We start from the raw sequence: 21,542 nt of genomic DNA, 5'->3' as shown, positions 1-21,542 counted from the left end.
CATTTATAGCGCCATACTGATATAGTTAAGGATAAACAAGGCATCCAAAATCCAAATCATCACGTGCACATCCTTGGCTTGACCTTTGACAACTTTTGTCAAGGTATATGTCAAGAAACCAACAGCAATCCCTTGTGTGATAGAGTAGCTGAATCCCATAAAGATAGATGTGAAGAAGGCAGGAACCGCTTCAGCCATATCATCCCAAGGGATATTTTTCAAGTTAGAAAGCATCATGATTCCGACGATGATCAAAATTGGTGCTGTTGCAGCTGTCGGAACAATCGCTAGAAGTGGGCTAAAGAAGCTAGATAGAGCAAAACAGATCGCAACCACTAGGGCTGTCAAACCAGTACGTCCACCAGCACCGATACCAGCCGCAGATTCAACATAGGTCGTAACGTTTGAAGTACCTGCAATGGCACCTACCGAAGTTGCCACCAAGTCAGAGTATAGAGCCTTGTCCAATTTAGCGGACTCATGGTTTTCCCCACTTGTCGCAACAATACCAACTTTTTCACCAGTACCGATAAGAGTACCGATTGTATCAAAAATATCCGTTAGTGAGAAGGCAAGAATAGCCATCAAGGTTTCTGGTAAACGCGAAGTGTTTGAAATCAAAGATCCTAAACCTTCTGAACCAAGAGCAGCACCAAACAAAGTTCCTAAATCATTAACCGCTGCTGAAAGATTGTTGCTAGCAAAGTCAATCCCTGATAATTTGACAACACCAACAGCAATGGCAAGCACAGTCGTTGTTAAAATAGAAAGAATGATTCCACCCTTGATGCCTTTAACAACAAAGAAAATGGTAATAGCCAAACCTGCAAGAGCCACCAATACGGCTGGAGTATTGAAGTCTACCAATCCTGGAACAGCTGCGGAGTTTGCAGTAAGTGCAGCTTGAGCCTTGTCTGCTCCTTCACCTGCTACCGTATAAGTACCTGGATCGATTGAGAATTTCAAGAGACCAGCATTCTTAATTCCAACATAGGCAAGGAAAACACCAATACCAGCCGAAATAGCTGAACGAAGTGTTGTTGGAATAGATTCGATGATCATTTTACGAACATTTGTTAAGGTAATAATCAGTGAAATAATTCCACAAATGAAGACCATACCAAGAGCCTCTTTCCAAGTATAGCCCATCCCAAATACAACTGTAAATGTAAAGAAGGCATTTAGTCCCATACCTGGTGCTTGTGCGTACGGCAAATTAGCATAGAAAGCCATCATCAAAGTACCTACTACAGAACCGATAATCGTTGCCAAGAACACACCTTGAACAGGCATACCCGTTTGGGAAAGCATTTGAGGGTTTACAAAGAGAATATAACTCATTGCAAAGAATGTTGTTAAACCAGCAAGCACCTCTGTACGGACATCTGTCCCGTGCTCTTTTAGTTTAAATAGTTTGTCCATCTTTAATCTCCTTTTGTTTTTTACGAACAATATTAGTATTATATCATTTATCATTCACCTTTTCAATATGTTTGTTTGATTTATTTAATAAATCAAAGCAACTGTAGTTTTTGTTCTTATCTGCTTTTCTTCCTTCTTTTTGATATAATAGTAGACATCTTATCTGGAAACGACTAGGAAGGTTTATATGACTAAAAAAATTATCGCAGTCGATTTGGACGGAACCCTGCTAAATAATGAAAGCAAGCTCTCCGATTTCACCAAAGAGACGATCAAAAAAATTTCAGAAAAAGGACACCATGTCATCATCACGACAGGCCGTCCGTATCGTATGGCAAAAGACTTCTATCGTGAGCTAGAATTGCATACTCCCATGATTAACTTTAACGGCTCCCTTACCCATCTACCAGGACAGACTTGGGAGCATGAAAAGTGCCTGACCTTGGACAAAAAATACCTCCTAGACATGGTCAAGCGCACGGAGGACATCCAGGCTGATTTTATTGCGGGAGAATATCGAAAAAAATTCTATATCACGACACCGAATGAAGAAATTGCAGATCCTAAACTATTTGGCGTAGAGAACTTCCGGCCAGAAAATCAATTCAAACCTGAACGAGTAACCAAAGATCCCAACTGCATCCTCTTGCAAACAAGGGCTGAAGACAAATACGCTTTAGCGGACGAGATGAATCGTTTTTATCAGCACCAACTAGCTATCAATACCTGGGGCGGGCCCCTCAACATCCTCGAGTGTACTCCCAAGGGTGTAAACAAGGCTTTTGCTCTAGAGTACTTGCTCAATGTGATGAATCGTGATAAAAAAGACTTAATCGCCTTTGGTGATGAGCATAATGACACTGAAATGTTGGCATTTGCAGGCAAGGGATATGCTATGAAAAACGCCAATCCTGCTCTTCTTCCATATGCAGACGAACAACTTCCTCTGACCAACGAAGAAGATGGAGTTGCCCGCGCTTTACAAAATTTATTCTTATAAAAGGGAAGATTGCATGGTCGCAATCTTTCCTTTTTGTTTTCATTTTATTTTCACTAAAGCGGCTTATTTTCTGTATTTTTATATTAAATTTTCTATTACCATTTTCATTTATCTCTCAAAAAACATTGATATATTAATATTTTTAAAAAGTCATTCTATGAAAACTTTTACATCTTTTTAGAAAAAGTAGTTGATTTTTATATGAAAACGGTTTATACTTAAAGTTAGGCTTAAAGTTTTCTTAAACATACAGTCAAACATTTTATAAGGAGGAATGACAATAATGAGTATCGGAATCATTATTGCGAGCCACGGCGAATTTGCTGCGGGTATTCATCAGTCAGGATCTATGATCTTTGGTGAACAAGAAAAGGTTCAAGTTGTAACCTTTATGCCAAATGAAGGTCCAGATGACCTTTACGCTAAATTCAACAACGCTGTGGCTGCATTTGACGCAGAAGATGAGGTTCTAGTATTGGCTGACCTTTGGAGTGGATCTCCATTCAACCAAGCTAGCCGCGTAATGGGAGAAAATCCAGAACGTAAGTTTGCCATCATCACAGGACTGAACTTGCCGATGTTGATCCAAGCCTACACAGAGCGCCTTATGGACGCGAATGCAGGTGTGGATAAAGTCGCTGCGAATATCATTAAAGAAGCCAAAGATGGCATCAAGGCTCTTCCAGAAGAGCTTAACCCAGTTGAGGAAGTTGCAACTGCTGCAGCTGCTCCAGTTTCACAAGCTGCTATTCCAGAAGGAACAGTTATCGGTGACGGTAAACTGAAAATCAACCTTGCTCGTCTAGACACTCGTCTCCTTCACGGTCAGGTTGCCACTGCTTGGACTCCAGATTCAAAAGCAGATCGTATCATCGTTGCTTCAGACAACGTTGCAAACGACGAGTTGCGTAAAGAATTGATCAAACAAGCAGCTCCTAATGGAGTAAAAGCCAACGTTGTCCCAATCCAGAAATTGATCGACGTTGCAAAAGACCCACGTTTCGGAGAAACTCATGCCCTTATCTTGTTTGAAACTCCACAAGATGCACTTCGTGCTATCGAAGGTGGCGTGCCAATCAAGACCCTTAACGTTGGTTCTATGGCTCACTCAACAGGTAAAACAATGATTAACAACGTTTTGTCTATGGACAAAGAAGACGTTGCAACCTTTGAAAAATTGCGTGACCTCGGTGTTGAATTTGACGTACGTAAAGTACCAAACGACACGAAAAAAGATTTGTTTGACTTGATTAAGAAAGCAAATGTTCAATAATGTTAATCTGTTTCTATCATTTTTGAAAACAGGATTAAATACTTTATTAAAACTAAATAGAAAAGGAATAAAACCATGTCAGATATTTCAATCATTTCTGCTATCTTGGTTGTAGTTGTTGCCTTCCTTGCAGGTCTTGAAGGTATCCTCGACCAATTCCAATTCCATCAACCAATCGTCGCATGTACCCTTATCGGACTTGCAACTGGTAACCTCGAAGCAGGTGTTATGCTTGGTGGATCTCTTCAAATGATCGCCCTTGGTTGGGCAAACATCGGAGCTGCCGTAGCTCCTGACGCTGCTCTTGCATCTGTTGCTGCAGCAATCATCTTGATCAAAGGTGGTAACTTTACTACTGAAGGTATCGCCGTTGCTACGGCAACAGCTATTCCTCTTGCCGTAGCTGGACTTTTCTTGACTATGATTGTTCGTACAATCTCAGTTGCCTTGGTTCACACTGCTGACGCTGCTGCTAAAGAAGGAAATATTGCGGCTGTTGAACGTGCTCACTTTGTTGCACTTCTTCTTCAAGGTCTTCGTATTGCAATCCCTGCTGCCTTCCTTATCGCTATCCCTGCTTCTGCCGTTCAAGATGCTCTCAAATTGATGCCAGACTGGTTGAACGGTGGTATGGCTGTCGGTGGTGCTATGGTCGTTGCCGTTGGTTACGCTATGGTTATCAACATGATGGCAACTCGTGAAGTATGGCCATTCTTCGCTATCGGTTTTGCTCTTGCAGCAATCTCTCAATTGACTTTGATTGCCCTTGGTGTCATCGGTGTTGCCCTTGCCTTCATCTACCTTAACCTTACAAAACAAGGTGGAAACGGTGGCGGCGGAGCTGCAACTTCTAACGACCCAATCGGTGATATCCTAGAAGACTACTAGAAAGGGGAACAATCATGGCTGAAAAAATTCAATTATCAAAATCAGATCGTCAAAAAGTTTGGTGGCGTTCACAATTCCTTCAAGGTTCTTGGAACTACGAACGTATGCAAAACTTGGGTTGGGCTTACTCATTGATCCCAGCTATCAAAAAATTGTACACTAAAAAAGAAGACCAAGCGGCTGCTCTTGAGCGCCACCTTGAATTCTTCAACACTCACCCATACGTCGCTGCTCCAATCATGGGGGTTACTCTTGCACTTGAAGAAGAGCGCGCTAACGGTGTTGAAATCGACGACGCGGCTATCCAAGGGGTTAAAATCGGTATGATGGGACCTCTTGCTGGTATCGGTGACCCAGTATTCTGGTTTACAGTTCGTCCTATCCTTGGAGCTCTTGGTGCATCACTTGCTGCATCTGGTAACCTTGTTGGTCCACTTCTCTTCTTCTTCGGATGGAATGCTATCCGTATGGCCTTCCTATGGTACACACAAGAGTTCGGTTACAAAGCTGGATCTGAGATCACTAAAGACATGTCTGGTGGTATCTTGAAAGACATCACTAAAGGTGCTTCTATCCTTGGTATGTTCATCCTTGCCGTTCTTGTACAACGTTGGGTATCCATCAACTTCACTATCAACCTTCCAGGCAAACAATTGTCAGAAGGTGCCTACATCAACTTCCCAGAAGGTCCTGTTACAGGAGCTGAGTTGAAGGGCATTCTTGGTCAAGCGCTTAGTGGTATGAGCCTAGATAGAGTTCAACCACAAACGCTTCAAGGTCAGTTGGACTCATTGATTCCAGGATTGATGGGACTTCTCCTTACTTTCCTTTGCATGTGGTTGCTTAAGAAAAAAGTATCTCCAATCACAATCATCCTTGCCCTCTTTGCAGTTGGTATCGCAGCTCGTTTCTTCGGTATCATGTAATCTCGGTGAGAATATATAAACAAAAAAGAATCAGGATTAAACCTGATTCTTTTTATGTATCAACTTTTTCTCCTAGTAAGATAATGAAAGCACCCAATCACCACTGCTAGTATGGCAACATAGAGTAGCTGTTTGGCTTCTAAAGGCACAAAAGCTCCCTGTAGGATAAAAGTATTGGCAAGTACACCAACAAGGGCTGCAAGGCTCAAAAACGTGAGCAAAAGCATCTTGTATCGATTAAAAGGCAAGCTGACCTTGGCAACTAGACACAGACCATTGATCAGGGCAAGGAGGAAGCAAATAAATTTGACCTGACCTGGGACAGTGATAAAGAAATTGGTCAAAAGAACACTAGCAACCAGAACGCCACCACCAATCGCCGCGTTGGTTAGGATATCTCTCATAAAGTGAGTGCTAACCTTTTCTTTATTGGACTCAAAAGTCAGGAAGAAGGATGGAATCCCAATCGTAATGGCTGAAATGATTGTAAACTGAATGGGGATAAAGGCAAATTCCAAACCAAATACCACACTCAAAATGGCAAAAACGATGGAGAAGAAGGTCTTTGTTAGAAAAAGAGAGGCTACCTTTTGGATGTTGTTAATGACCCGGCGTCCTTCCATCAAGATATCATAAAATACTGCAAAGTCATCTGTGAGAAAAACAATATTGGAGACGCTTTTTGCTGCACTGGTGGCTCCATTCATAGCAAAACTAATATCTGCTTTTTTGAGAGCCAGAACATCATTGACACCATCACCACTCATGGCGACTGTTTTCCCAGCATTCTGCAAAACGGTCACCATCTTTTCTTTCTGCTCTGGTGTCACGCGACCAAAGATATCATGCTCCAAAACCACTCTTTCAAAGTTCTCATCACTCACCTTGGTCATATCAATCGCACGGGCTTCTTCTTTAAAACCTGCCTTACGAGCAACCCCATATACAGCCACATGATTATCTCCACTGATAATCTTTACTTCCACTCCCTGAGACTCGAAATAGTCAAAGGTTTCCTTGGTATTATCCTTAATCTCATCTGACAGAACGACGTTACCTAGTAATTCCATATTGGCTGGGGTAGTAATCTGGTCCTTGCTATGAGCGAGTGTCAAGATTCGAAAACCTTGCTGTTTTAGATGTTCATAGTAAGGATCCATCGGCTGGGTAAAGCCTAGAAATTCATAAGCACCGAAGAAATAGGTCCCACCCTCTTTTACTTGGACAAAGGAATACTTGTTTTTACTTGAAAAGGCACCAACTTCTTGAACTTCCCATTTTTTCTCACACATTAAGTACGTCTTCAGAGCTCGGGAAGTTGCATTTTCATCCTCGAAATAAGCTAGATAAGAAGATAGTTTCTCTGCTAGCTTATCATCTATTTCTTGGACCTTCATATTACCAGTCGTGATCGTCCCCGTTTTATCAAAACAAAGAACATCTACACGCGCCAAGGTCTCTACACAGTATAGTTCCTGCACTAGAACCTTCTTTTTAACCAACTTCATGGCTGCTACCGCTAGGGAGACGCTAACCAAGAGAATCAAACCCTCTGGAATCATGCCGACCAAGGCACCTGAACTTCCTAAAACAATCTCAACATAAGACCGTCCTAGACTAAAACCTCTGATATAGAGCAGAATGGCAACTGGCACCAGCAAGATCGAGACGATTTTTAAAATCTTATCCATGTAATCGCGTAGTTGAGAAGGGTATTTTTTGAATTCCTTGCTGGATTTTGCGAGTTTGTTGATATAACTATCCTGCCCCACAGCCGTCGCCGTGACCAGACAAGTACCGCTAACGACATTGCTTCCGCTCATCAGCTGGTCACCAACCGTTTTAAAGACTGAATCACTCTCACCAGTCAGCAAGGACTCATCAACTTCAATATTCCCTTCAAGAACTTCTGCATCGACAGGCACCTGATCACCCAGATTGAGATGCAGATACTCACCCAGAACGATGTCCTCTGGATCAATCTCGATTGTTTGACCATCTCGATTGACTTTGTACTTACTTTTACCAAGCAAACTTAGCTTTTCTAAGGCATTTTTTGAACGCACTTCTTGGAAAATCCCAATGGCTGTATTGATAGCAATCACACCTAAAAAGAGCATATTTTCAAATCGCAAGGTTGTGGCTACCAGAACTGCCAGAGCCAAGTTCATAGCATTAAAAAAGGTAAAGATATTTGAAAAAATGATTTCCTTGGTTGTTTTATAAGGTTTAATGTCACTGATATTTCGTTGACGATCCTTGATGTCTTGGCTGCTTAAATACTTCATTTCTACTCCGATATCCTTTTGTACTGCTATAATAACACATATCTTTCCCTCTGTCACTTAAAGACTCAAACTAAGAAGAACTCCCTTGGCAAGCATTATCTATCACCACTTTAAGAAGCACTAAGAAAAGGCTAGGATTCCCCTAACCTCTTTTCTTTAGACTTTATTCTGCCAAGGCTCCCATTGGATCCCATGGTGCAAGTACGATTGGTTCTGCTTCATAGGCAGCTTGTTCTTCTGCTGTCAGCAATTCCTTACGGACAACGATTTGGTAAGTGTATTCATCCATCCAAGCATCTGAGGCAACGAAGTAACCATCTGTACCGACCTTTTCTCCCCATGAGTTTTCAACCTTCCACTTGGTTGACTTGCCATTTTCATCCAAATCCACACCTGTCAAGACCATGGCGTGGGTCATCAAACTTTCGCTGTAGTCCAAACGTCCAGCTTTGTCTTGAGTGAGTTGAATATCCATGCTTGATTCAAAGTCATAAACATCTGTCGCAAGGATTCCGGCTTTGCGGTTGCTAAGTTGGCCGACATCTGAACCAAACCAAACAGTTTCTCCTGTTTGCATTTGGGCAATCGCCAATTCTTTCAAGCGTTCCATTGGAACGTTGATGTAGCGAACTGCACGGCTGCCAACGACATTTCCCAACATCTCAACTGTGTAAGATTTACCGTATGGCTTGTCAGCGGTTGGAGCGTTGATAACCGAAACATAATCTTCTAGAGGAAGGTCGACATATTTCTTGTAAAACTCTTGTGGTGTGATTCCTTTTTCACTTTGGTAGTTATCATCCTTATCGCGATAAGCAAAGTCAAATTTACGTGGTGGAAGACCTAGTGACATAGCAAGGAAGTTAAAGATTTCTTGCAAGAGGTCTTCTTTCTTAGCTTGAACAGTCGCTTGGTCTGCACCAGAAGCAAGCAAATCACGCAAGATTTGGGCATCTTGACGAAGCAATTTGTTAAGAATTGCATTGAGCTCACGGCTGTTGCTAGATGAGATAGACTCAGGGTAAACAGACTTGGGCACGACACCGTATTTCTCAAAGAGGGCAACGACCATATCCCATTGACCACCATCTTGTTGTGGAGTTTGGAGTAGGAAGCTAACCTTGCGGCTCGTCAAGTCTTGGTCTGCAGTCGCAATGACTTGCTCCAAGAACCAGTTGGATTTCTCGTACTTGTCCCAGAAGAATGTGTGGGCTTGTGACAATTCAAAGTTTTCGAGCTTGTATTGAGAGATGAGTTTGTGGCGGAAGGTGTTGAGAGCTGCAAACACCCAGCAACGACCAGACGCTTTCTGGTTAGTAACCTTGTCCTTGGTCAAATCCAATGAGAAAACAGGTGTATTGTCTACATGGCTTTGGCGACGTTCTAGGGCTGCAAAAATCCCATTGTGGCTGGCAGCATTTTCGATCGCTTGGTATTTGACATTTGCTTCATAGTTAGCAAATAGTTTATCAGTAAATGATTCTTGAATCGCGTTCATAGATTCCTCCTTTTATTCTACTGTCTATTATAACTCTTTTCACAAAGGAAGCAACTGAAAAATGAAAAAGGTAAGGACATTCTCCTCACCTTTTTCTAATATAAAGCAAATTAAGCAATACTTGCAAAGAGAACTTCTAACTCCTCCTTGGTCAAGCGACGCCATTCTCCTTGTTCTAAGTTCTCATCCAAGACTAGAGTTCCCATCGTCAAACGTTGTAAGTCCAACACTTCCTTGCCACAGTAGGCCACCATACGCTTGACTTGATGGAACTTCCCTTCAGCAATGGTCACACGAACCAGACTTTGATTCTTTACTGAATCTACCGACACAATCTCCAGCTTAGCTGGCTGGCAGGTAAAATCCTTGAGCGGAATGCCCTTGACAAATGTCTCCACATCTTCTTGGGTCATAATTCCCTCGACGTGTGCCAGATAGGTCTTATCCACATGACGTTTTGGTGAAAGAAGAGCATGGGCAAGCTGGCCGTCATTGGTCAAAAGCAGGAGGCCATGCGTGTCAATATCCAAGCGCCCTACTGGAAAAACTTCCTTGGTCTGAGCAATATCATCCAACAAGTCCAACACTGTTCTGTGTTTAGAATCCTCAGTCGCTGAAATGACTCCTTGGGGCTTGTTCATCATGTAGTAGACAAACTCTTCATACTCTAGCACTTGGCCATCAAAGCGAATCTCATCTCTTTCTTCATTAATCTGCAGTTTAGCTGACTTTTCTTTTTTACCATTTACCGTCACGCGCCCAGCCTTGAGCAAGTTTTTGACCTCCGTTCGACTCCCTACTGCGCAGGTAACTAAAAATTTATCTAATCTCATAGAACTATTATATCATACTCAAAAAGAGGCTGGCTCAATGACCAACCTCCTTTTCGTTTCATACTCTTCAAAAATCTCTTCAAACCGCGTCAACGTCGTCTTGCCGTATAGATGTTACTGACTTCGTCAGTTCTATCTACAACCTCAAAGCAGTGCTTTGAGCAACCTGCGGCTAGCTTCCTAGTTTGCTCTTTGATTTTCATTGAGTATCAGATTTAAGAAATTAACTTCCTCGTCTCCAGAAAATAGCTAAGACAACCATAGCACCTAAAACAGCTGGAACAATAGCTATCCCCGCTAGGTTTGGACCCCAAGTCCCAAAGAGCAGGTGCCCCAAAGAAGCACCAATCCAGCCGAGAAACATTTTCCCAAAGCATCCCATACTTTCTCCACGATTGGTCAAAGCACCTGCCAAGAGTCCCACTAGGAGACCAACAAACATACTTCCAAGCATAGCTTCTCCTTAAATTGCCCAGTCTCCATTGCGGAAGAGTGGTACACGTGTTCCATCCTCACGGATACCATCGATATCCATTTGGTTAGAGCCAATCATAAAGTCAACGTGAACATCTGAACGGTTAAGTCCTGCAGCTTCAAGCTCTTCTTCGCTCATCTCTGCTCCACCAACAACGCTGGTCGCATAGGCAGCACCGATAGCCAAGTGGTTTGAAGCATTTTCATCAAAAAGGGTGTTAAAGAAGGTAATCCCTGACTGAGAAATTGGGCTTGGATCTGGTACCAAGGCGCATTCACCCAAGGCACGCGCACCAGCATTTTCAAAGACAAGATCTTTCATAACTTGATCTCCTTTTTCAGCTGTAATATCAACAATCTGACCACCCTTGAAAGTTACTTTAATCCCTTCAATGATATTTCCATTATAGCTCAGTGGTTTTGTAGAAGTGACATAGCCATCTGCACGACGGAAGTCAGGGGCCGTAAAGACTTCTTCTGTCGGCATATTTGGCAAGAACCCTTCTCCCTGCGCATTGATAGCACCAGCTGATTCCCAAACGTGGTTCTTCGGCAAACCAAGAGTCAAATCTGTCCCTGGCGCTGTGTAGTGAAGGGCTGAGAATTGTTCTTTATTGAGCATTTCTGCCTTGCTCTTGAGGATAGCAGCATGCTCTTCCCAAGCCTTAACGGGATCTTCTTCGTAGACACGGCAAGTTTTGAAAATTTGGTCCCAAAGGAGGTCCACTGCTTCTTCGTCACTTGCTGCATTTGGAAAGACCTTCTTAGCCCATTCAAGTCCAGCAGCGGCAGCCACTGTCCAGCTAACCTTGTTGGATTGTGTTGCGATACGCATTGGCTTCATGGCAAGGCCCATAGCTTTAGCAGAAGCTGAAAGCTTTTCAGCGTCCACTCCGTTCAAGGCACCTGGGTCAGAAGAACGGACACCGAGACGACTCGCTTTGTTTTCAAGAAGGTAATTCATCTCAGCAATCTTGTATTCTGGCACATTGTCCAAACGCTCCATTGGCGCGTGGAGGAGTTTCTCACGGTTTACAAAGTCATCTGCCCATTGAACAATAACTTCGTGAGCTCCAAGTGCATAGGCTTCTTTGACGATTAAGTGAGCCAACTCACGTTGCTCCACATCGATAGAAAGAGCCAAGGTGTGACCAGGTTGCACATTAATTCCATTCGCAACCAATAATTTTGCATATTTTTCTAGATTTTCTTTAAAATTTGGTAAAACCATTCTATTCTTCCTTTTCTTTTGTTATTTTTCCTTCAAAGCAGAAAATAATCCTGCTAAAGCAATGGCACCCGATAATAGTGCTGTTGATAGGATAATTGTTTCGTCTGCCAGCTCTAACTGATAGTCAAAGAACTTTTCAGCTGGCTTATCTTCCGCAAAAATTCTTAGTTTCATGAAATGTCCTCCGTTACTAGTATATCACATATGATGTAAATTTAAAAACAAGCCTAATTAAGCTTGCTTTTAATTAACTATCACAAAAGTCGTGTACATATCTTTCCACTTCTTTTTCCATAGATTTAATCTCACAAATACCCCATTTATCATTCTTTTTCGTTATGGCAGCCATCATCTGTAATTTTAAACTCTGACGAGGAAAGATACCTTCTTCTTCCCATTGTTTTAATTTAGCTTCCGGATAGGAATTGCCAAACCTAGAGTTCTGACTATCGGTAATGATACAAAGATTCCCAAAGGAATGTAAAAACTCAGCAGATAATTTGCTCTCTCCATCATGTCCATTTGGATTCTGAGGATACCAATGTTCTATGGAGCGACGATAAGCAAATTTGAAATTATCAAAATTAATATCCTTGTACTCTTTCTCTAATTCGGCACGATTTTTCCATAAAACATAATCTACAAAGTTAAAAGCATAAACGGGAATTGCCCCATATTTCTTAATTCTTCTATCCTCAGTAAACAATCTTTCTTCTGCGTACGTCACTGCCATTTTTTCAAGAAATTTTTTAAAATAATCACCAAATTTTTGATCATTTAGTTCTTCAATATGTCTGTAGAGAAATTGTAAAATTTCATATAACCAACGACTATCACGATTGGCAGTGAAAGTCACAGCAAACATCGATTGCAAAAGAATGATGTTTTTGTTAATTTCCAAATCTGAAAATGTATTTTTAGTAAAGCGTTCCTCAACTATGTAATGCTCTTTTGCTTTTCCATTTGGTTGGTATTCATAATAAGTACCCTTCTGCAAAAACCACTCATCCTTATTTCTGCTTGAAGAATCCATATTTGAATTTCTAACGATGTAATTATCAAAAATATGTTTTATTTTAAGAAGAAATTCACTGAATTCAATAATCCAAGTCTTATTTTTATTTTTTATATCAAATAAAGTTAAAAGTTTCTTATCGTCTAACTGAATCTCACTGGTATCCTTACCTTCCCAAATTGCCAATACATGGAGTAGGAAGGTTGGAAAATCGATAACTTGGGTATAATCACCAAAATCTTTTTCTACTTCTATATTTTTTTCATTTATCTTTTTTCCTAATATATCTGATAACTTTCTTCTTTCGTTTTGATAAAAATCTATATCATCATAAATATTATGGAATGAGTAATTTGAAAAGTGCCATCCAAAAATACGTTCACGTTCTTGAAAATTATCTGCTCTCTTCCGTCGCATCTTAAATTGACTTGATACCGGCTTATCAAACTCTGCACAGGCATCCCAAATTCTTGCAAACTTTTGAGCCATTTCTTGATCTGTACCGAATTTAGCCATCATTTGCGCCTTGAGAATCTCATGAGCCTCTAGTTGTTCTCCACGAGAGTTGAAACGTTCGAAATAAAGATTTAAGTCTAAATCTTCAGAAAGTATACTCCTAAAAATAATAACTTTATCAAAAAGATAATCAACGAAAGACTGAGGATTAAGGTGACGCTCCTCTAGCACTTTTTTCAATGCGTCTTTAGCATGTCCGTAACCTCTAGTTAATTCATTTTCATCGTCCTCAGAGATTTTTTCCTTAGTAAATAGTTTTTGAATATTCTCATTTGATTTCTTCCTAGCTGGAAAGGTAAGATTGACAGCTTTCAATAGATCAAAACCAAACTCATGCTTCAAAGCTAAGGCAATCAAATTAAGGGCTGTTGTCCGTTGTTGCCCATCTATGATTTTGAAAATGTCATTCTCTTTATTAACGACTAATGTTCCAATATAGTAATTGTCTCTATTTTCTTGAAAAGCATCTGCTACGTCGTTCAATAACTGCTCAATTTCATCATAAGTCCAGGCAAAATTTCTCTGATAAAGAGGAATAGCATAGGTATCTTCATTTAACAGACGATTAACAGATAAGCTTATATGCGTTTCTACCATTTATCTTTTTCCTCTTCTATAATCTTGTCCACAGTATAATTTTCAAATAACTCTCTATCTATCTTTATCATGAAATCATTCGGAGTGACGGCATGAGATAAAAGTTGAAATAGCTTTTGAACCTCTTTTTGTCTAAACCTTCCACCAGCAGCATAGTTCCCAACCGTCGCATCATATATGGCTTTAGATTTAACTCGAGGGTAGTAAGACCAAATAAACAAGGTCTCTACTATCTCCTTTGATAGCTCCTCTTTTCCAAATCTATCTGCGAAAAGCGAGCAAATATTTAGGAATATATTGTGACACTTGAGGTAGCGTCCTTTTGAGCTATTGTAAATATTCAACATACCTTCTGGGTAAGCTAGATTTTTTTCTTCTCCCTCTGACTCATTGGAGACTCGTAACTTTTTATTTAAAACTTTTTTATGCTCTTTAATGGTAAAATGGACCGATTCAATATACTCAAAAAATTTACTTCCATCAATGATTGGCATAGTAATGGACATGGGGAGTTTTTCAATATGACGATACAATTCTAGGTATGGAAAGTTCTGATTCAAATCAACGCCTTTAAAGTCGTCAATAAAATCCTCTGTAAAACGGAGATAAGAGCCATAACGCTTGTTTGTTAATCCTGTCTCTCCTCGCGACCAACGTCTCATACGAAAAAGATGTTTATCAAACAACTCTTTGAGACTTAACTCTTTATCCTCTACAAATTGCTCCCACTTTTCAACAATTCTTTCATCTTCGGAATCTTGCTTGCGAAGATGATAGGCCTTGAGCAAATCATGAGGTTCTAAAGATTTTCCACGATTATTCTGAGAATCAAATAGCTGAAAGGCCTCTGATAATCGTTCTTGGGGCATAGTAATCACAGAGACAGCACAATTCTCTAATAAAAAGTTGCAAATGTCTTTTGCCTCATTTTCGCCAACTAATTGAGTTAAATTTTTCCACTCATTATAATTTTCACTCGCATGATAGCAAGATAGCTCTCCAAATTCTTCAGCACTCAACAGTTGATTAGCACCCTTATAATTCTCTAAGTCATCTAACGAATGAAGAAACAAAGAAATTGAAATTAGCCGTTGCTGTCCATCGACAATATCTAAGTGTCCATCATTCTTATGCAGGATAACGGAACCAATCTGATATTCCTTTTTCCCCATAGCATCTCGTAAATCATAAAAAAGATTACGGATATGTTTTCTGTTCCATTTATATGGTCTTTGATAAGAAGGAATCCGCAAATTCCCTTTTTTCAATAGTTCTCCAACCTTTTTAGAAGTAAATTGAATACTCATTTTATCCTCATTTATATTTATCTATCATTTCTTGAACTGTTCGCTTCATATCCTCTACTAAAATCCGAGGAGACAAAACAGTAACTGCTTCCCCTTGTCCCAGTAACCAGCGTTTAAGACCCGGTGTATACTGACTTTTAAACTTAAAATGAGTCCAGGCACCATTTTTACCAACTATTTTTGCATTTGGAAATTGATCCATCACAATAGTAGGATCATACAAATACCCAATCTCAATACTGATTTTCTTCCCGATAAAAGCATCAACTCTCTCATTACGAATATCACCATCTCTAAATTTATCTCGATAAGAAATAGAGGGTTTCTCTATACCACTAAGAGACCATGATTGGATACGGTCTACTCTTAAAGTAATATAAGTAGCGTGTTTTAACTGATAAACAACCAGATAAAAATAATGACTATCATAGTAAAGAGATACAGGCAAAACCGTCTGCTTCTTAGAAGATTCAGAATAAGGTTTTTGATAGATAATGTCTAAGACCTGTTCATGTAGAATAGACTCCGATAAATTCCAAATTTTCTCTATTCTATCTTGTTGATCCGTTAAGGGAGCATAGTTAAGCTTTTCACTGCCAATAATCTGCTCAATTTCTTTCTGATCATCACGGGGAACTAAGACCAGTAAATTATTTAGTAAGGTAGCAATTTCTTGTCTATTCAGGGCTCGATTTTCCAATAAAATCTTTGAAATAACGAGTATATCCTTTTTATTAAAAACTGACTTACTCGCTAAACAATACTTATTCGTTTTACGGTTATAAAACAAATCTCCACTATAACTGGTGTTACTAGATAAAATATCACGGAGTAGCGAAAAATCTCTCTGTATCGTCTTTTCACTAACTTCAAATTCCTGAGCCAATTGCTTTTTTCCTAACTGAGTCCCAAACTGTAAACGTAAAAAAATCGTTAGCAGTCTCTCTTGATCATTCATTTGCAATTTCCTTCTACATATTATTCAAACAATATTATTTCCAGTACATTATTATCACTTCTATAGTCTAACTAGCACTTTATATCCAAAACGATTAAAGCAAAATAAACTAGCCCTTAGATGATTTCAACTGTACCACTATGCCAGATTCGAAGAACTCAACTACGGATTCAGCCATATTTTTTAAGTCTTCGGGTAAGCAGTCTGAATATACAATGAAGAGTTTGCTTCTTTTCTTATTCTCTTTGAATTGCTGCATCCAGTATTCCTGTACCCTTTGATCAGCCTCTCCCAAAAATTGAACTCCATCCAGAAAAATCAAATCATACTCTGTATACCCCATTTGCAGTTTCATCCATTGACTATGTTTAGAAAAAATCAAATTATCTCTCACTCGATAATATGCAAGTGATGCTATTGGAGTAACAGGTTTTATTTTAGTTAACGTATAATAAAACAAATGCCATCTGTCAGTCTCTGAAATACCGCAAATGTAAATACATTGAGAATCTTCTTTTAAGTCTATTTGTGGGAATCCGGTCCAATAACTCCCATCATCTTTCAAGCCTTTTTCAAAATTATAAATTTCCTCTTCAATTGACACATTAGAATTTAAAATTTCTTGATTCACCATATTATACTCTCTTTTCTTTTATTTTTAAGAGAATTATAACAAATCAAGTGGACATATTTTGTCCACTTGATCAAAATAAGCAATTTTTTAAAACAACTCATCAAACAAACTCAACTGGTTATCCTCTGGCATATTGCCGAGAATCCCCATTTCATCCATCTTTTCAACCAAGGTTGATGACAGTCCGCCACGCTTGCGCAACTCAGTTTTAGAGAGGAATTCCCCTTCTTTTCGAGCACGCACCAACTGCTTAGCAACGTTCTCTCCCAGACCATCCATTGCGACAAATGGTGGGATAAGAGTGTCTCCGTCAATGATGAATTCAGTCGCATCACTACGATAGAGGTCTAACTTGCCAAACTTAAAACCACGTTCCCACATTTCATTGACAATCTCAAGAGTGGTATAGAGGTCAATCTCCACATTAGAGGCTTCATTATTCTTCCGTTTTTCAGCGATTTCTTCCATTCTACGTTTGATGGCATCCAAGCCCGCACCCATGGTCTTGATATCAAAGGCCTTGGCACGGATTGAGAAGTAAGCACAGTAATAATAAATGGGATGGTGAACCTTGAAGTAGGCTACACGCAAGGCCATCATAACGTAGGCTGCCGCGTGGGCTTTGGGGAACATATACTTGATTTTTCCACAGGATTCGATATACCATTCTGGCACCTTATTGGCCTTCATAGCTTCGATATAGCCATTTCTCTCCTCTTCGGAAATCTTCAACCACAAGCCCTTACGTACCCGTTCCATGATGGTAAAGGCCATCTTAGGCTCGAGACCCGCATGCATGAGGTAAACCATGATATCATCCCGACAACCGATAACAGTTGATAGGTCTGCAATCCCTTGCTTGATTAGATCCTGAGCATTTCCCAACCAGACATCGGTACCGTGGGACAAACCTGAGAGCTGAAGTAACTCCGCAAAGGTCGTTGGATGCGTCTCGTCTACCATCCCACGTACAAAGTTGGTTCCAAACTCTGGAATCCCCAGCATGCCCGTAGGCGTTCCGATTTGCTCAGGTGTTACCCCAAGTACTTCAGTTCCTGAAAAGAGGGCCATGACACCTTCATCATCCATAGGGATTTCATTAGGGTCAATCCCAGACAAGTCCTGCAGTTTCCGAATCATGGTCGGATCATCATGTCCCAGCACATCGAGTTTGAGGACGTTCTCATCGATATCGTGGAAGTTAAAGTGAGTCGTCTGCCATTCAGCCGTCACGTCATCTGCTGGATACTGAACAGGCGTAAAGTCGTAAACATCCATGTAGTTCGGAATAACAACGATTCCCCCTGGGTGTTGTCCTGTAGTCCGCTTGACACCGGCAGCACCTTGGGCAAGACGTTCCACCTCTGCATCACGATAAAACTTCCCATAGTCTCTCTCATAGCCCTTTACAAATCCATAGGCAGTCTTAGCAGCTACCGTACCAACCGTTCCTGCCCGGAAGGCATATTCCTCACCAAAAATATCACGCACATCCAAATGGGCGCTAGGCTGGTCTTCTCCCGAGAAGTTCAAGTCAATATCGGGAACCTTGTCCCCATCAAAACCAAGGAAGGTCTCGAAAGGAATATCCTGTCCATTTTTGCTGAGTTTGTGACCACACTTTGGACAATCCTTATTGGGCATATCAAACCCTGAACCGTAAGAACCATCCGTGATAAACTCACTATACTGACACTGACCACAGACATAGTGAGGAGAGAGAGGGTTAACCTCCGTAATCCCAATCATAGTCGCAACAAAACTGGATCCAACAGACCCACGAGAACCAACCAAGTATCCCCGTTCATTGGAACGTTGCACCAGCATCTGCGATGCCAGATAAATCACGGCAAATCCATTCCCCAGAATGGAAGTTAATTCTTTTTCAATCCGCAAATCAACGATATCTGGCAGCGGATTGCCATAAATCTCAAAAGCTTTCTTATAGGTCAGCTCGGCGACAGTTTCTTCCGCCTTGTCGATGAAAGGCGTGTACAAGTCACCCTTAACAACCTCAACAGGTTCAAAGATATCTGCCAAGGCATTGGTGTTTTCAATAACCAACTTGCGTGCTAAATCTTCTCCCAAGAAAGCAAATTCATCCAACATTTCATTGGTCGTTCTAAAATGAGCCTTCGGTAGCGGTGCTGGTTGGGCATGTTCACCATGACCGATGGTTCGGTTAATCATAGCCCCCTGGCCCAAACTACGGACAATAATTTCACGGTAAATCTCTTCTTCCGGTTCGATATAGTGGACATTTCCCGTAGCCAAAACAGGCTTGCCAAGGCGGTCTCCCACTTCTATCAAATTCTTGATAATAGTCTGGAGTTCCTCCATATCCTTAACCTGCTCCTTGGCAATCAAGGGAGCATAGATAGCTGGTGGCATGACCTCGATAAAGTCATAATACTTGGCCACCTCAACCGCCGCATCCACACCTTGGGAAACAACTGCGTCAAAAACTTCGCCTTCCGAGCAAGCCGACCCCAAAATCAAGCCCTCCCGATGGGCGTCTAGAACCGTTCTCGGAATCCGTGACACCCCTTCAAAATACTTGGTGTTAGACAAAGAAACCAGCTTAAAAATATTTTTTAAACCAACTTGATTCTTGACATAAATAGTCGCATGTTTAATCCGAGCTTTTTTATAAGAGTCTGGACTAATCAAATCAATGTTGAGTCTAGCTAGGTCAGTCACACCATGTTTCTCTGCCACCTCTTTGATAAAGATGAAGAGCAGACGACCAGTAGCTTCCGCATCGTAGTTGGCCATGTGGTGGTGTTCAAGTGCCACACCAAAACGCTTGGTCAAAGGTCCCAAACCATGACGTTTATACTCAGGATAGAGGTTTCTAGCAAACTCCAGCGTATCGATAACTGGCTGGCTAATCTTAGGCAGACCATGACGCTCATAGTTGGCATTCATAAAGCCAACGTCAAAGGTAGCATTGTGAGCAACTAAGACTGTATCCTTGCAAAATTCTTGGAATTCTTGCAAAACTTGTTCCAGTGGTTTAGCATTTTTAACATGATCATCTGTAATACCTGTTAACTCAGTAGTAAAGGCTGACAAGGGATGCCCAGGATTGATAAATTCATCAAATTCGGCAATAACATTCCCCTTGTACATCTTAGAGGCCGCAACCTGAATCAAATCATTATAGATGGCTGAAAGCCCCGTCGTTTCCACGTCAAAAACCACATAGGTCGCTTCTGACAAGTCCATCTCCACTTCGTTATAGACGATAGGGACACGGTCTTCCACAATATTGGCTTCCATTCCATAGATCAGCTGAATTCCAGCTTTCTTAGCTGCCTTGTAGCCATGTGGGAAGGACTGGACATTCCCATGGTCCGTGATGGCAACCGCCTTGTGTCCCCACTTTGCAGCTGTTGCAACGATCTCTTCTACTTCTGGCAGAGCATCCATAGTCGACATATTTGTATGAGCATGAAACTCAACCCGACGCTCACCTTCTGGCATCAAATCCTTCCGCTCATAGTGAACAACTTCCTGTACATCCTGCACGTTCATGGTCAAATCACGTGTGAAGTTATTCATCTCCACATTCCCACGAACTCGGAGCCAAGAATTCTTCTTAATGATGTCAAACTTCTGAGCCTCTTCCTCATTCTTAACCCATTTTTGCATTGAAAAACTTGAAGTGTAGTCTGTCATTTTAAAGTTGATCAAAACGCGACCAGTTCTGGTCACCTTATGCTCCACATCAAAAACGACCCCTTCAAAGACCAGACGATTTTCCTCAGTCGTCACGTCGATCATCTGGGTAACTTCAGCCTTATCTAGTTTAGGCTTGGCCGCAGCCTTTTTAGCCTGAAAATCAAAGGCTGGCTTCTCTTCTACTGGAGGAGGAGCCATTTGTTCCAGTTGCTCCATAGCTCGTAAAGCTTCTTCGTTGGCAGCTTGAACAATCTGTTCATTCTCCGTATGGAAGGCTTCCTCCTGCTCTTGTGTAAGAGCATCATTCTTTTCTATTTGGTATATAAAAGCTGGAAAACCAAACTTTTCGAGTTGCTTTGCTAGATTAGGAAGATGATTCTTCTTAAAGTGCTCCTTATCAATCGCCTCTGAACCTTCAATAATGAGTTGATTTCCCTCCGCACGAACGTTTAAATTCTGGTAAAGAGATTTAAACCCCTGACTTGCACATGGACCTTCAGAAAAAGCCTCTCTATAGTAGGCCTGCAAGAGTTCATTAGAGAATTCTTGAGAAAGAGCCTTGATTTCGAAAACAGCTCGATTCCCTGTCTTAGAAAATTCTTCACCAAGCCCTTTTTTTAACTCTAAAAAGATTTCAATCGGTAAAATATTAGAAAATACAAAATGAAATTCCCAAATCTTACTAATTTTATGAACCACAACACGCTCAATTCTGGCATCAACAAGAGCAGGATCCCGTCTCAATTGATCAGAGACTCCTAGTTGATTCATTAAAATTTCAAACTTACTTGACATTCATTTTCCTCACATTATTCTCTTACTATTTTACCATAATTAAAGAAAATATATGACTGGTACCATTCCTTAAGCACTACTAGTTTACACAAATTTGTTCCGTAAACAAAAAAGAAGACTCTCAGAATCTCCTTAATAAATAGAAAAAGATACCTTTAAGTATCCTCGTAATCAATCGGGAAGACAGGATTCGAACCTGCGAC

Annotated in this window: 16 protein-coding genes; 4 read left to right on the top strand and 12 right to left on the bottom strand. The window is 40.8% G+C overall.

The features are described 5' to 3' along the window. Window positions 1–3 precede the first annotated feature (3 nt). Window positions 4–1,422, bottom strand: coding sequence for an NCS2 family permease (locus HMPREF2766_RS03230; protein WP_000359241.1), 1,419 nt, complete (start codon window positions 1,420–1,422; stop codon window positions 4–6). A gap of 187 nt (window positions 1,423–1,609) precedes the next feature. Here HMPREF2766_RS03230 and HMPREF2766_RS03225 point away from each other — a divergent pair, with 187 nt between their 5' ends. The 4 genes from HMPREF2766_RS03225 (at window position 1,610) to HMPREF2766_RS03210 (ending at window position 5,509) form a co-directional block, all read left to right on the top strand. Continuing rightward, window positions 1,610–2,422: a Cof-type HAD-IIB family hydrolase gene (locus HMPREF2766_RS03225; RefSeq protein WP_000162337.1), complete on the top strand. Its 813-nt coding sequence runs from the start codon at window positions 1,610–1,612 to the stop codon at window positions 2,420–2,422. Between the two features lie 283 nt (window positions 2,423–2,705). Then, window positions 2,706–3,695, top strand: coding sequence for a PTS sugar transporter subunit IIB (locus tag HMPREF2766_RS03220; RefSeq protein ID WP_000021984.1), 990 nt, complete (start codon window positions 2,706–2,708; stop codon window positions 3,693–3,695). Between the two features lie 75 nt (window positions 3,696–3,770). Beyond that, entirely contained in the window at window positions 3,771–4,583 is an 813-nt protein-coding gene (locus tag HMPREF2766_RS03215; protein WP_001280321.1) for a PTS mannose/fructose/sorbose transporter subunit IIC, read from the top strand. 14 nt (window positions 4,584–4,597) lie between these two features. Next, window positions 4,598–5,509 (top strand): PTS system mannose/fructose/sorbose family transporter subunit IID, encoded by a 912-nt coding sequence (locus HMPREF2766_RS03210; protein WP_000818322.1) that lies wholly within the window; start codon window positions 4,598–4,600, stop codon window positions 5,507–5,509. 59 nt (window positions 5,510–5,568) lie between these two features. Here HMPREF2766_RS03210 and HMPREF2766_RS03205 read toward each other — a convergent pair whose 3' ends face one another. The 11 genes from HMPREF2766_RS03205 to HMPREF2766_RS03150 form a co-directional block, all read right to left on the bottom strand. After that, window positions 5,569–7,797 carry an HAD-IC family P-type ATPase gene (locus HMPREF2766_RS03205; protein WP_070567708.1) on the bottom strand — a complete coding sequence of 743 codons (2,229 nt, stop codon included), beginning with the start codon at window positions 7,795–7,797 and terminating at the stop codon, window positions 5,569–5,571. A gap of 163 nt (window positions 7,798–7,960) precedes the next feature. After that, window positions 7,961–9,295 (bottom strand): aminopeptidase C, encoded by a 1,335-nt coding sequence (gene pepC / locus HMPREF2766_RS03200; RefSeq protein WP_070567706.1) that lies wholly within the window; start codon window positions 9,293–9,295, stop codon window positions 7,961–7,963. Window positions 9,296–9,405: 110 nt separating this feature from the next. Further along, the gene (locus HMPREF2766_RS03190; protein WP_070567705.1) at window positions 9,406–10,128 is read right to left on the bottom strand and encodes a pseudouridine synthase; all 723 of its coding nucleotides are present in this window, start codon (window positions 10,126–10,128) and stop codon (window positions 9,406–9,408) included. 223 nt (window positions 10,129–10,351) lie between these two features. Then, entirely contained in the window at window positions 10,352–10,582 is a 231-nt protein-coding gene (locus HMPREF2766_RS03185; RefSeq protein ID WP_000901578.1) for a GlsB/YeaQ/YmgE family stress response membrane protein, read from the bottom strand. A 9-nt stretch (window positions 10,583–10,591) separates the two neighbouring features. Next, window positions 10,592–11,833, bottom strand: coding sequence for an aminopeptidase (locus HMPREF2766_RS03180; protein ID WP_070567703.1), 1,242 nt, complete (start codon window positions 11,831–11,833; stop codon window positions 10,592–10,594). Between the two features lie 21 nt (window positions 11,834–11,854). Then, the gene (locus HMPREF2766_RS03175) at window positions 11,855–12,007 is read right to left on the bottom strand and encodes a hypothetical protein (RefSeq protein WP_049479444.1); all 153 of its coding nucleotides are present in this window, start codon (window positions 12,005–12,007) and stop codon (window positions 11,855–11,857) included. A 73-nt stretch (window positions 12,008–12,080) separates the two neighbouring features. Next, window positions 12,081–13,961 (bottom strand): GmrSD restriction endonuclease domain-containing protein, encoded by a 1,881-nt coding sequence (locus tag HMPREF2766_RS03170; RefSeq protein ID WP_070567701.1) that lies wholly within the window; start codon window positions 13,959–13,961, stop codon window positions 12,081–12,083. Then, window positions 13,955–15,268, bottom strand: a complete 1,314-nt coding sequence (locus HMPREF2766_RS03165) for a DUF262 domain-containing protein (protein WP_070567699.1) — start codon at window positions 15,266–15,268, stop codon at window positions 13,955–13,957. Before HMPREF2766_RS03165 ends, HMPREF2766_RS03170 begins: the two co-directional genes overlap by 7 nt. Before the next feature lie 7 nt (window positions 15,269–15,275). Beyond that, window positions 15,276–16,226, bottom strand: coding sequence for a helix-turn-helix transcriptional regulator (locus HMPREF2766_RS03160; protein WP_061426577.1), 951 nt, complete (start codon window positions 16,224–16,226; stop codon window positions 15,276–15,278). Between the two features lie 109 nt (window positions 16,227–16,335). Then, a complete protein-coding gene (locus HMPREF2766_RS03155; protein WP_061426575.1) occupies window positions 16,336–16,860 on the bottom strand; it encodes a DnaA ATPase domain-containing protein in 525 nt (174 codons plus the stop codon). Window positions 16,861–16,947: 87 nt separating this feature from the next. After that, window positions 16,948–21,339, bottom strand: coding sequence for a PolC-type DNA polymerase III (locus HMPREF2766_RS03150; protein WP_070567697.1), 4,392 nt, complete (start codon window positions 21,337–21,339; stop codon window positions 16,948–16,950). Between the last annotated feature and the right edge of the window lie 203 nt (window positions 21,340–21,542).

This window comes from Streptococcus sp. HMSC076C08 (assembly GCF_001810825.1).
In the GTDB taxonomy this organism is placed as follows: Bacteria; Bacillota; Bacilli; order Lactobacillales; family Streptococcaceae; genus Streptococcus.
Note: the sequence above shows the minus strand (reverse complement) of the source record. Positions and strands in the feature narration are given on the sequence as shown.

What these genes read in the sequence shown, in the direction of transcription:
- HMPREF2766_RS03205 (WP_070567708.1), bottom strand. Translation starts at nt 7,797, where the DNA reads ATGAAGTATTTAAGCAGCCAAGACATCAAGGATCGTCAACGAAATATC.
- HMPREF2766_RS03160 (WP_061426577.1), bottom strand. Translation starts at nt 16,226, where the DNA reads ATGAATGATCAAGAGAGACTGCTAACGATTTTTTTACGTTTACAGTTT.
- HMPREF2766_RS03175 (WP_049479444.1), bottom strand. Translation starts at nt 12,007, where the DNA reads ATGAAACTAAGAATTTTTGCGGAAGATAAGCCAGCTGAAAAGTTCTTT.
- HMPREF2766_RS03150 (WP_070567697.1), bottom strand. Translation starts at nt 21,339, where the DNA reads ATGTCAAGTAAGTTTGAAATTTTAATGAATCAACTAGGAGTCTCTGAT.
- HMPREF2766_RS03230 (WP_000359241.1), bottom strand. Translation starts at nt 1,422, where the DNA reads ATGGACAAACTATTTAAACTAAAAGAGCACGGGACAGATGTCCGTACA.
- pepC (WP_070567706.1), bottom strand. Translation starts at nt 9,295, where the DNA reads ATGAACGCGATTCAAGAATCATTTACTGATAAACTATTTGCTAACTAT.
- HMPREF2766_RS03215 (WP_001280321.1), top strand. Translation starts at nt 3,771, where the DNA reads ATGTCAGATATTTCAATCATTTCTGCTATCTTGGTTGTAGTTGTTGCC.
- HMPREF2766_RS03170 (WP_070567701.1), bottom strand. Translation starts at nt 13,961, where the DNA reads ATGGTAGAAACGCATATAAGCTTATCTGTTAATCGTCTGTTAAATGAA.
- HMPREF2766_RS03220 (WP_000021984.1), top strand. Translation starts at nt 2,706, where the DNA reads ATGAGTATCGGAATCATTATTGCGAGCCACGGCGAATTTGCTGCGGGT.
- HMPREF2766_RS03185 (WP_000901578.1), bottom strand. Translation starts at nt 10,582, where the DNA reads ATGCTTGGAAGTATGTTTGTTGGTCTCCTAGTGGGACTCTTGGCAGGT.
- HMPREF2766_RS03155 (WP_061426575.1), bottom strand. Translation starts at nt 16,860, where the DNA reads ATGGTGAATCAAGAAATTTTAAATTCTAATGTGTCAATTGAAGAGGAA.
- HMPREF2766_RS03180 (WP_070567703.1), bottom strand. Translation starts at nt 11,833, where the DNA reads ATGGTTTTACCAAATTTTAAAGAAAATCTAGAAAAATATGCAAAATTA.
- HMPREF2766_RS03165 (WP_070567699.1), bottom strand. Translation starts at nt 15,268, where the DNA reads ATGAGTATTCAATTTACTTCTAAAAAGGTTGGAGAACTATTGAAAAAA.
- HMPREF2766_RS03210 (WP_000818322.1), top strand. Translation starts at nt 4,598, where the DNA reads ATGGCTGAAAAAATTCAATTATCAAAATCAGATCGTCAAAAAGTTTGG.
- HMPREF2766_RS03190 (WP_070567705.1), bottom strand. Translation starts at nt 10,128, where the DNA reads ATGAGATTAGATAAATTTTTAGTTACCTGCGCAGTAGGGAGTCGAACG.
- HMPREF2766_RS03225 (WP_000162337.1), top strand. Translation starts at nt 1,610, where the DNA reads ATGACTAAAAAAATTATCGCAGTCGATTTGGACGGAACCCTGCTAAAT.